Source organism: Xenococcus sp. PCC 7305 (genome assembly GCF_000332055.1).
Lineage (GTDB): Bacteria > Cyanobacteriota > Cyanobacteriia > Cyanobacteriales > Xenococcaceae > Xenococcus.
In genome coordinates, this window is the sequence record NZ_ALVZ01000057.1 from 1 (window position 1) to 10,618 (window position 10,618).

11 protein-coding genes are annotated in these 10,618 nt (G+C 41.9%); 5 read left to right on the forward strand and 6 right to left on the reverse strand.

Going from position 1 to position 10,618, the window contains the following annotated elements:
- Nucleotides 1-204: 204 nt before the first annotated feature.
- From guaD to XEN7305_RS01370, 6 genes are all read right to left on the reverse strand, one after another.
- A complete protein-coding gene (guaD, locus tag XEN7305_RS01345) occupies nucleotides 205-1,530 on the reverse strand; it encodes a guanine deaminase (RefSeq protein WP_006507519.1) in 1,326 nt (441 codons plus the stop codon).
- A 114-nt stretch (nucleotides 1,531-1,644) separates the two neighbouring features.
- Nucleotides 1,645-2,112, reverse strand: coding sequence for a 2-oxo-4-hydroxy-4-carboxy-5-ureidoimidazoline decarboxylase (uraD, locus tag XEN7305_RS01350; protein ID WP_006507520.1), 468 nt, complete (start codon nucleotides 2,110-2,112; stop codon nucleotides 1,645-1,647).
- An 82-nt stretch (nucleotides 2,113-2,194) separates the two neighbouring features.
- Nucleotides 2,195-2,560 carry a hydroxyisourate hydrolase gene (gene uraH, locus XEN7305_RS01355; RefSeq protein ID WP_006507521.1) on the reverse strand — a complete coding sequence of 122 codons (366 nt, stop codon included), beginning with the start codon at nucleotides 2,558-2,560 and terminating at the stop codon, nucleotides 2,195-2,197.
- A 41-nt stretch (nucleotides 2,561-2,601) separates the two neighbouring features.
- Nucleotides 2,602-3,765 (reverse strand): FAD-dependent urate hydroxylase HpxO, encoded by a 1,164-nt coding sequence (gene hpxO, locus XEN7305_RS01360; RefSeq protein ID WP_006507522.1) that lies wholly within the window; start codon nucleotides 3,763-3,765, stop codon nucleotides 2,602-2,604.
- 121 nt (nucleotides 3,766-3,886) lie between these two features.
- Nucleotides 3,887-5,239 carry a uracil-xanthine permease family protein gene (locus tag XEN7305_RS01365; RefSeq protein ID WP_006507523.1) on the reverse strand — a complete coding sequence of 451 codons (1,353 nt, stop codon included), beginning with the start codon at nucleotides 5,237-5,239 and terminating at the stop codon, nucleotides 3,887-3,889.
- A 247-nt stretch (nucleotides 5,240-5,486) separates the two neighbouring features.
- Nucleotides 5,487-6,491 carry an aromatic ring-hydroxylating dioxygenase subunit alpha gene (locus XEN7305_RS01370; protein ID WP_006507524.1) on the reverse strand — a complete coding sequence of 335 codons (1,005 nt, stop codon included), beginning with the start codon at nucleotides 6,489-6,491 and terminating at the stop codon, nucleotides 5,487-5,489.
- A gap of 175 nt (nucleotides 6,492-6,666) precedes the next feature.
- Here XEN7305_RS01370 and XEN7305_RS01375 point away from each other — a divergent pair, with 175 nt between their 5' ends.
- The 5 genes from XEN7305_RS01375 to XEN7305_RS01395 all read left to right on the forward strand — a co-directional run bounded on the left by XEN7305_RS01375 (nucleotide 6,667) and on the right by XEN7305_RS01395 (nucleotide 10,333).
- Entirely contained in the window at nucleotides 6,667-7,257 is a 591-nt protein-coding gene (locus tag XEN7305_RS01375; RefSeq protein WP_006507525.1) for an antibiotic biosynthesis monooxygenase, read from the forward strand.
- 21 nt (nucleotides 7,258-7,278) lie between these two features.
- Nucleotides 7,279-7,839 (forward strand): Uma2 family endonuclease, encoded by a 561-nt coding sequence (locus XEN7305_RS01380; protein WP_006507526.1) that lies wholly within the window; start codon nucleotides 7,279-7,281, stop codon nucleotides 7,837-7,839.
- A 105-nt stretch (nucleotides 7,840-7,944) separates the two neighbouring features.
- Complete coding sequence (locus XEN7305_RS01385) at nucleotides 7,945-8,916, forward strand: DMT family transporter (RefSeq protein ID WP_006507527.1); 972 nt, start codon at nucleotides 7,945-7,947, stop codon at nucleotides 8,914-8,916.
- A gap of 18 nt (nucleotides 8,917-8,934) precedes the next feature.
- Nucleotides 8,935-9,855, forward strand: a complete 921-nt coding sequence (gene puuE / locus XEN7305_RS01390) for an allantoinase PuuE (protein ID WP_086020287.1) — start codon at nucleotides 8,935-8,937, stop codon at nucleotides 9,853-9,855.
- 76 nt (nucleotides 9,856-9,931) lie between these two features.
- Entirely contained in the window at nucleotides 9,932-10,333 is a 402-nt protein-coding gene (locus XEN7305_RS01395; protein ID WP_006507529.1) for a fasciclin domain-containing protein, read from the forward strand.
- Nucleotides 10,334-10,618: the final 285 nt, after the last annotated feature.

Genomic DNA, 10,618 nt, shown 5'->3' on the forward strand with positions numbered 1-10,618 from the left:
ACGTGAGTTCGACGAATTTTCCTTTTGATTAAATTTCCCAAGTTGAACCACGAAGTAATAGGCTTTTCCCTAGATCCCCAAATCCCTAAATCCCCAAGTCCTTATTCAGAACTAGTAAATTTTGTACTCATCGAACCCAGGTTGAATTAATCTTGTCTTGATAGATTACAGCGATCGCAGTTTCTTTGCGATCGCTTTTTTGATCTATACATTACTATTCTCATAAACTAACTCTCCAGCAACATAGGTCGCGCGGACTGTACGTTCATCGCCTAAAATCATCATGGCAAAAGTTTTTTCGGCCAACTCTTCCAAGTTCTCAGATTGGGCCTGGGGATTGCGCAATTTCATTAGCGGTGTTGCTTGTAAATCCCAAACCACAAAATCTGCTTCTTTTCCTACCTCGAAACTACCAATTTTATCCTCTAAAGACAAAGCTTTGGCTGCTCCGAGGGTTGCGAGATAAAAAGCCTGAAATGCTGATAAACTCTTACCTTGCAATTGCATAACTTTATAAGCATCACCCATGGTTTGTAGTTGGGAAAAACTGGTACCAGCGCCTACATCTGTTGCTAAGCCAACTTTGATGGGATATTCAGTTGATTTTGCTTGATCTAGTCTAAACAAACCACTGCCTAAAAAAAGATTGGAAGTGGGACAAAATGCGATCGCAGAACCCGCAGCAGATAACCTTTGAAATGCCGAATCATCCAATTGAATGCAATGGGCAAAAATACTGCGATCGCCAACTAACCCAAATTGTTCATAAACATCCAAATAATCGGTACTTTCAGGGAACAGTTCAGCAGTAAACTTCACTTCTTGGACATTTTCTGCTAAGTGAGTATGAACATAAACATCGGGGAATTCTGCTTTTAACTTACCAGCTAAAGTTAATTCTTCGGGGGTTGAGGTGATGGCAAAGCGAGGTGTAATTGCATAGAGCAAGCGATCTAAGCCATGCCATTGCTGAATTTGTTCCCGAGTTTGGGCATAGGCCGTCTTCGCATCGTTAATTAAAAACTCCGGTGCATGGCGTGTCATCAAGACTTGTCCGGCAATAATCCGCATCTGGCGATCGCGAGCTTCCTCAAACAAAACCTCTACTGACTCAGGGAAGATTGTCGTGAGAACTACCGCGCTTGTTGTGCCATTGTGCAACAGTTGTTCGAGAAAGAAAGCAGCAATAGTGCGGGCATATTCAGGGTCTTTAAATTTGGCTTCGGTGGGAAATGTATATTTGTCTAGCCATTGCAATAATTGTTCTCCATAAGCTGCGATCATTTCTGTTTGCGGATAATGCACATGAAGATCTATCAAACCTGGAGTAATTAATTTATCGCCATAACTAATGACTTCGGCATCAGCATACTTTGCAGATAATGTCTTGTAAGCGCCGAAAGCAGCAATTTTGCCATCTTCTATCACCAATAAGCCATCAGGAAGATAACGAACGCTATCCGATTCCGATTGGAAAAAAGGATCGTCAACGAAGTCGAGAAAAGAACCACGAATAATTTTGGGAGACATTGGGTAATTGAAAATTGAAAATTGCTTGCCCTCGAATGGGGGAAAATTGAAAATTAAACTAATAAAGATATCTAGTAAAAATAACTTCTGCCTTCTGCCCTCTGCCCTCTGCCTTCACTTAATAATTGAATTTAAACGGAAGCGGGCAATTTTACTTATTTCTGCTAAGGCTTGCTGTTTTTCTTGTTCTGGGGAATTTTCCAAACGAGTTTCAAAATTTGTCAAAATACTCTCTCTTGTATGATTTTTCACTGCAATAATAAAAGGAAAGCCGAACTTGTTTTTATAGGAGCGATTCAAAGATTGAAAACGCTGGTATTCTTCATTGGATAGGCGATCTAGACCAACTCCTGCTTGTTCTTGCACCGAAGCCTCTGCCATTTTCACCCTACTCCCCAGGTCGGGATGAGCGTTAATTAATGCCAATTGCTCAGCCTCGCTCATGTCATTGACGATCGCCACCATAGCTTGATATAAAGCCTCAATATTCTCAAACGGTCTACTTTGCCATGACTTGTGGGCAATTACTGGTGTTTCCTCCCATATTTCTCCCAGAGCCACCGTAAAATCCTCTTGCGACATACTATTTAGTTCCTCAAGAAAATACTGTCTACTCTCCATCACTGTTCACTGTTCACTGTTTACTGTTCACTGTTCACTGAAATCAGCTTCCTCGATAAGTGCTATAAGACCAAGGGGAAACCAATAAAGGCACATGATAATGGGTTGTGCGATCGCTTATGCCAAAACGAATCGGAATTTGATCTAAAAAAACTGGCTCAGGATAATCGGAATACTGGGCAAAATACTCATCCACCGTAAAAACCAATTCATAAACTCCCGTTTCTAGTTCTTCCCCAACCAACAAAGGTTCATCCGTACGCCCATCATGGTTAGTTACCATGGACTTTAACAATAGCTTAGAATCTGCATTTGCATTAATGTTTAGTTTCCACAACGCGATCGCAATCCCTACCCCAGGGCAACCATGAGCTGTATCCAAAACATGAGTCGTTAATTTTCCCACCATTACTGTCAAATGATTAATGCTAAATGGTCAATATTTGATGGTCAATGCAAAGGGCCTCCCAAAATTATTTTCGCGATCGCATTAGTCACATCTTTCTCTTCTTCTTGCTTTAATTGTTCGTACCATTCTTGAGTCAAATCTGGATCTTTATTATAAATAGTATCAGTCCGCTTGCGAGCTTTTAACACCAATTGTTTTACTCGCTCCTTGCGTTCGGTTTCGTAACGCTGGAGAGCATCCTCCACACTAATATTTGTCGTAATCAGATAGCGGCATAAAACCTCCGCATCTTCCATTGCCTGACAGCCGCCCTGTCCTAAAGTTGGCGTAGTTGCATGGGCAGAATCTCCCACCAGAGCAATCCTGCCTTTGACTAAATTAGGCAGCGGATCGATATCACTAATTTCTAAACGATTTACCTGTTCTGGATCAATTTTTGCGATCAGATTTTGTACTGGTTGCGCCCAGCCCGCAAAGGTTTCTTGTAACTCAGCCCGAATATTCTTTGCTTCTACCTTAGTCCCCTGGGGTCTCCGACAGCCAAAGAAAAAGTAAAAACGGTTTCCTCCCACGGGCATCATCGAAGCGCGTTTTCCCTGCCCCACATAGATCACCCAGACATCGCTTGCTGCTAAATCAGAGCTAGCTTCAACTAGTCCATTCCAGTTGACATAACCTGCATAACGACTTTCAACCTTATTATCAGTTAAATAACTACGCACCACAGAATGAATCCCATCGGCACCAATGACAACATCTCCCGTTGCGCTACTTCCATCCTCAAAAATTGCCGTAGCAGTTTCCCCATCCTGTTTCACTTCCACACAACGCATTCCCATGCGCACATCCGATTCCCCAAAAGCTTCTAGCATCATTTGCTGTAGGTCGGTGCGGGATACTGGATAGGGTCTTTCTCCTACTTGTTCCATTAGCGGAATCAAGTTGATATCATTTAAAATTTCACCGCGATCGCTACGATATTCCATCCGATTCATTTGCCCACCAATGGCTGCAACTTTTTCCCCTAGACCCAATTTATTGAGGACTTTTATCCCATTGGACCAGAGGGAAATTCCCGCCCCCGCAGGACGCAGCTTACGTGTTTTTTCATAAATCTCCACATCATAACCTGCCTGCCGCATCGCGATCCCTGCGGCCAGCCCTGCCATTCCCGAACCAATAATAATTGCCTTTAATCCGTACATCTTTTTCAGTTATCAATTATCCCAACAATCGAGCACGTAGTCAGTTCTTTCCTCATCCCTCATCCCTCATCCCTCATCCCTTATCCTTCATCCCTCATCCCTCATCCCTCATCCCTTAATCTCACTCTCTTCCTGGCATAATCATATTTAAGACTAGAGCCGTAATCCCTCCTGTAGAGATACCAGAGGAAAAGATATTTTTAACTAAAGCAGGTGAAGCGTTGAGGATTTCTGGGACAAAAGTAACACCCAACCCCATGCTCAGAGAAACTGCCAAAATAATCGAATTACGTTTGGTCAAATTGACCGTAGAAAGAATTTTCAGCCCTGCTACTGCTACCGTACCAAACATAATAATTGTGGCACCACCCAAAACTGGTTGGGGTAAAGCCTGAAAAACTCCCGCAATAATGGGGAAAAAACCTAAAATAACAAAAATTACTGAAATAAAATATCCAACATAACGGCTGCCAACTCCTGTTAATTGAATGACACCGTTGTTTTGGCTAAAAGTAGTATTAGGAAAAGTATTCAAAGAAGCGGCAATCATAGAATTAATGCCATCGCCCAACACTCCACCTTTCAGTCGACGGAAATAGACCGGTCCCTTAATTGGTTCCCCAGAAATTACTGAGGTTGCTGTCAAATCGCCAATGGATTCGATCGCCGTAATCACATATAAAAAAGCAAAGGGAATAAAAGCCCCAAAATCAAATTTAAAACCATATTTAAATGGTACTGGCACAGTCAGTAATGGCAGTTGGGACAGATTACTAAAATCGACTAATCCCAAAGGAATCGAGACCAAATAACCCACAGCCAAACCAATCACTACCGATGACATCCGCAGAAAACTACTGTTGAGACTATTCAGCGCAACTATCACGGCCAAAACCAGAAAAGCCACTCCTAAATAATTCCAACTGCCAAAAGTCCCATTATTCAAAGCTGGAACACCGCCACCCATTGAGGTAATACCCACTCGAATCAAAGTCAGGCCAATCAGCGTCACTACCACACCAGTAACCAAAGGGGTAATAATGCGACCAGCTAGATGCAGAAAGCGACTAATAATAATTTCGATGATTGCACCAAAAAAGCATAAGCCAAAAATAAGCCCCAGGGAATCAGTTGCGGTTCCCCCAGATTCTTTAAACGCTATTCCCGCTGCAATTATGGGGGCTAAAAAAGCAAAACTTGTTCCTTGAATACTTAATAACCCAGAGCCAATGGGCCCGAATCTTTTGGCTTGAATAAATGTCGCTATTCCCGAAACTACCAAAGACATGCTGAGAATAAAAGTTGTGTCGGCTGGGGGAACTTCTAGCGCCCCACATATAATTAACCCAGGGGTAATGATCCCGACAAAACAAGCGAATACATGTTGTAATGCTACGAAAATCGATTCGATAAACGGCGGGCGCGCTTCTAAGCCGTAAATTAAATCCGACTCAATGGCAGGAGATGCCTCCATTTTTATGTTTTCTGTTTCCAAAGTTAGTTTCCAATTACTAGATGGACTATGTTTTTATGACTTCTCACTTTATGGTCTAGTCAAGACTGGTGTTAGGTATTAGGTTTTAGGTGTTAGGTTGAAAAGAATCATAAATTTATGAAATCTCTTTAGGTAGTATTGCGTACTATATACAGTTTTAAAATAGTAAATTGTATCTTTGATCACGAGTGCTGCTGTGTCGAATTCAAAGTTCACTGTTCACTGTTCACTGTTCACTGTTCCCTGTGCCCTTGAGCAATCTGCTTAACTTCCGCCGCATGACAATTCCTGGCTGGTCTGTCATCATATGTTGCTCCTGCTTAAGATCAAGAGGAACATCGTAATCAGTGCTTTCCAAAATAGCTTTGTCTTCTAAAGTGACCGCACGATCAAATGCCACGACATCTGCGGCCTTAGTCTCGGCTTCTGTGTCGTTGCGCAGACAAAACTGCACAATCTGGGAAGATGAATCATTAATCGGTGTGGCCGTGTTCACTACAATATGAACCAAACCATTGGGATAGTTAATCCTCAGTTTGCAGGTAAAAGGCATGTACCAATCCATATCTAAGATTCTGGTTGTTATGCCTTCACTCATTTTGAGGTTTTTCTTCTGTTGCTCTGGGTTGACTACTCCCAAAATTGCACTGGTATGAATCCCATGGTCGGTTTCAGTGACTTCTATGGCATCGGGAATGGGATGCTCTTCGCTGCCGAAAGTAGTGGTATGGACAAAAGTTGGGTGAGCCAGATCCAATTCATTTTCCATAACTCGCAATCCGGCACAGTTCCAAGTTTCATAAAACTCGGGAATCAATCGAAAACTCGGATCACTGGCTTCGGCAATATCAGGAAGCTCATTTAGGGGCTCACCCAGGCAAACCCAGACATAACCATAACGTTCTTGGCAGGCATAGGTTTCTATTTTGTATGTTTTTGGGATAGGTTTACCATCTTCCAACTGCGGTACTTTTACACAGGTTCCACAACTATCAAACTGCCAACCATGATAAATACAAGTTATATTCCCGTCGATAATTTTCCCTTTGGATAACTGTGCCGAACGATGACAACAGCGATCGTGTGCGGCCACAGCTTGCCCCGAATTATCTAGCCATAAAACAATTTTCTGTCCTAATAATTCAAATCCTTGGGGTTGTTCGAGCAAATGGGATTTTGGCATCACTGGGTACCAAAATCTTTTAAACAATGCTTCCTGGGTGACGAGCATAATATCTAACTTTTAGTCATTGATTATTGATGGGACAACATTGCATACTGTATACAGTTTTCTCGACAAGAATTGTATATTTAATTACTAGTTGGCCTTTGTTACAAAACTATACTCTCTTTGAAGCATTAAGCATTAAGCTTTAAGCCTTAGGCTTTTATCTAAACAAAGTTCGATGGGAGAGCAAAATTTAGGAGATCCACCAGTAACAGTTGTGATCTCACGACAAGTCAAACCTGGGTGCGAAGCAGCTTTTGAAAAATTTATTTCTGGCATTACCGCTGCTGCAATGACTTTTGAAGGGCATTTGGGCGCGAACATTTTTCGTCCTCAGACTCCAGAACATCATGAATATCAAATTATTTTTAAGTTCGATCGCGCTAGTAATCTTCGCATCTGGCAAGAATCGGAATGTCGTCGTCAATGGTTGGCTCGCGCTGAGAGTTTACGATTGGAAGCTCCGACAATTAAGGTGATTACTGGTTTGGAAACTTGGTTTACCTTACCTTCCCCGAAACCGATTATCCCTCCACCTCGTTATAAAATGGCTGTAATTACTCTACTAGCCATTTTCCCTTTAGTTCAACTTGCTAATGTGATTTTAGTGCCTCTTTTTCGGTCATTACCCGCTATCTTGGGGGGTTTGATAACCACGGGAATTATTGTTTTGCTGATGACTTACGTGGTGATGCCCAGAATGACTAAGCTATTTTCCCACTGGCTCTATCCCCAAAAGAGGTCGCGGAGAAATCACCTTCGTAAATAATTTATTATTAACTATGGACCTATGGTTGTATCTACTTCGAAAGTTAGCCTCCAAGAATTTCTCAAGCTCCCAGAAACTAAGCCCGCTAACGAATATATAAATGGCGAGATTCAACAAAAGCCCATGCCAAAAGGAAAGCATAGTCGTTTGCAGCTCAGGCTCTGCAATAGTATCAATGAAAAAGTAGAAACCCAAAAAATTGCTTATGCTTTACCCGAATTGCGCTGCACTTTTGGAACTCGTTCCATTGTTCCTGATATAGCAGTTTTTAACTGGTCACGTATTCCTTTTGATGAGGATGGGGAAATTCCTAATGATTTTTTATTATCTCCCGATTGGACAATAGAAATTCTTTCTCCAGAGCAAAGTTCTAATCGAGTGATTGGCAATATTCTCTATTGCTTACAATATGATTGTCAATTAGGTTGGTTAATCGATCCTAGCGATCGCTCTATTTTAGTTTTGCAACCAGGACAACAACCAGAATTATTGCGAGGTGTGGAGAAGCCAGTTGCGTTGGAGGATATTGCTCTTGATTTAACAGTAGATAATATTTTTCATTGGCTGAAAATGTCTAATTAAGACATTACGGGAATACTGATGGGGCAAAATGTATCATCGATCGCATTAGTTGGCAGCATTTAGGTTTTTACTGTATACAGTATACTTATGCAGTCAATTCGATTTATGTCCCAAGTTCAACTCAGTAAAATTGGCAAAGAGAGTGGATCAGAAGCTAACTGGATAGGTTATCTGGCCTTAGCGTTGGCGCTATTGGGAATTGCGATCGCTTCAATTTTAATTGCGATCGCCGAAACAGAGATTCAACCCAATGCCCTAACTTGCGATCGCCTATTGGTAGCCGCGATCGCCTTTATCCTTTGGAATCTTTTTCGAGGAGATAAGAATTCTGATAGTTTGTCTGAACCCCAATCTCTTTATACGGGAAAAGCGATCGCCTTATTGCTTGTCGCTGGGATTAGTTTTGCAATTGCTTTAGCACTTTGGGCCTGGTCGTTAACTCAAACAAGTATTGCGAATTCGACTTTACTTAATAATATGATGCCAATTTTTACGACCTTAGGTGGTTGGCTCGTATTTCGGCAGCAATTTTCGCGACGGTTTTTGGTCGGGATGACAGTGGCAATCCTAGGTGCGATCGCAATTAGCCTGGGTGATTTGCAGCTTGGGGAGAGCAATTTAACTGGAGATGGAGCCGCTTTAGTGGCAGCAATGTTTTCTGCGGTGAGCATTTTAACTTTAGAAAACCTAAGAAAGCAATTTACCACCCCGGTGATTATGCAGTGGACTTGTCTTGCTGGAAGTGTATTTTTGTTGCCACTGGTTTGGCTCACCGAAGATCATTTATTTCCCATCTCGATTAGTGGCTGGTTATCAATTATTGGTTTGGGTTTGATTTCCCAGGCGATCGGGCAAGGACTATTAACCTATAGTTTGGCCAAATTTTCTTCCGGTTTTGTCGCAGTCTCGATGCTGTCTATCCCTGTAATTGCTGCGTTTTTAGCCCTGCTAATCTTTGCCGAACAATTGAGCTTGTTTAACTTACTGGCATTTGCCATCGTTTTATTCGGTATCTATCTAGCAGTATCAGCTAATTCAGAAAAACAATTAACAAAAATTATGGTTGAAACTAAATAATCTATTACTCATTACTTAATAACAATGTCCTATCCCAGAGATCTAGTTGGTTACGGAGCCAATCCTCCCCATCCCCAATGGCCAGGAAATGCCAAAATTGCCCTCCAAATAGTCCTCAACTACGAGGAAGGTTCGGAATATTCGATTCCCGATGGCGATGACACCTCAGAAATTTACTTGCGAGAGGTTCCTGGATCTAGTATGGGCAAGGGTATGCGAGACTTGCAGGTAGAATCTATCTACGAATACGGCAGCCGTGCAGGTTTTTGGCGCTTAATGCGTTTATTTAAAGAAAAAGATTTAAAAGTGACAATTTTTGGTGCAGCCTTGGCATTAGAAAGAAATCCCGAAGCAGCTCAGGCGATCGTGGATGCAGGCTATGATATCTGCTGTCATGGTTGGCGGTGGATTGGGTACCATTTATTAGACGAAGCAGAAGAAAGAGAACATATCCAAAAAGCTGTGGCATCGCTGAAAAAGCTTACTGGCGATCGCCCATTGGGTTGGTATTGTCGCTATGCTCCGAGTCTGAACACTCGCCGTTTAATTGTCGAAGAAGGTGGATTTCTTTATGATTCTGATGCTTATAATGACGATTTGCCCTATTGGTCAACAGTTGCGGGGAAACCCCATTTAGTTATTCCCTATACTCTCGACAATAACGATATGAAATATTGTGTTGCTCCTGGTTTTAATAATGGGAATGACTTTTTCACCTATCTCAAAGATGCCTTTGATGTTTTGTATGCCGAGGGAGAAACTAGTCCTAAAATGATGTCGGTGGGGCTTCATGCCAGATTAGTGGGGAAACCAGGAAGAATTGCGGCGTTGGCACGTTTTATTGATTATGTTCAAAGTCGCGATCGCGTTTGGATTTGCCGTCGGATTGATATTGCCAAACATTGGATAGAACATCATCCTCATAACATTGAACATTAAACATTACCCATTAAAGATTTCTCTAGATTACCTGGGCTGTTACAATAAGTCTCAAATTACAATCACTATCAAAAATATGGCTGATATCGTTGATATTGCAGTTGGAACAGAAGGTTTTAGCACTTTAGTCACCGCGGTGAAAGCGGCTAATTTAGTTGATACTTTGAAAAGTCCTGGCCCTTTTACCGTATTTGCGCCCAATGATGCTGCTTTTGCCAAACTGCCCCCAGGGACAATTCAAACCTTAGTGCAAAATATTCCTCAACTGGCGAGAATCCTCACCTATCATGTAGTTTCAGGCAAATTAATGCAAGCAGATTTAGCCAAAGTTGATTCTGTTATGTCAGTAGAAGGTTCGCCAATTTCTATTGATTGTGATGATAACTTTGAAGTCAAAAATGCCACGGTTATTGCCGCAGACATTGAGGCTGATAACGGGGTTATTCATGTTATTGATAATGTGATTCTGATGGGCTGAGATTGGGGTGATTGACCGCTTCTCAATACTTCTCGCTTAGGGATTTAGGGATTTAGGGATGTGGGGATTTAGGGATTTAGTGAACTAGTTAGTGGGCGTGGGCGTAAATAAGCTGTCTATAAGCAGAAAGTAAAAGGCCGATAGATTAATACTTATAGCGCTACGCGCTGGGGAATAGGGAATAGGCAACAGGCAACAGGAAAAGCAAAATCCAGAATATGCAAAGTGTTTGAAGGATTACAGTGTGATCATAATTTGTCCTAACCTAACTTCGTATTGCTATAT

Coding starts and splice junctions, on each gene's coding strand:
- guaD (WP_006507519.1), bottom strand. CDS start 1,530: ATGTCTCCCAAAATTATTCGTGGTTCTTTTCTCGACTTCGTTGACGAT.
- uraD (WP_006507520.1), bottom strand. CDS start 2,112: ATGTCGCAAGAGGATTTTACGGTGGCTCTGGGAGAAATATGGGAGGAA.
- uraH (WP_006507521.1), bottom strand. CDS start 2,560: ATGGTGGGAAAATTAACGACTCATGTTTTGGATACAGCTCATGGTTGC.
- hpxO (WP_006507522.1), bottom strand. CDS start 3,765: ATGTACGGATTAAAGGCAATTATTATTGGTTCGGGAATGGCAGGGCTG.
- XEN7305_RS01365 (WP_006507523.1), bottom strand. CDS start 5,239: ATGGAGGCATCTCCTGCCATTGAGTCGGATTTAATTTACGGCTTAGAA.
- XEN7305_RS01370 (WP_006507524.1), bottom strand. CDS start 6,491: ATGCTCGTCACCCAGGAAGCATTGTTTAAAAGATTTTGGTACCCAGTG.
- XEN7305_RS01375 (WP_006507525.1), top strand. CDS start 6,667: ATGGGAGAGCAAAATTTAGGAGATCCACCAGTAACAGTTGTGATCTCA.
- XEN7305_RS01380 (WP_006507526.1), top strand. CDS start 7,279: ATGGTTGTATCTACTTCGAAAGTTAGCCTCCAAGAATTTCTCAAGCTC.
- XEN7305_RS01385 (WP_006507527.1), top strand. CDS start 7,945: ATGTCCCAAGTTCAACTCAGTAAAATTGGCAAAGAGAGTGGATCAGAA.
- XEN7305_RS01395 (WP_006507529.1), top strand. CDS start 9,932: ATGGCTGATATCGTTGATATTGCAGTTGGAACAGAAGGTTTTAGCACT.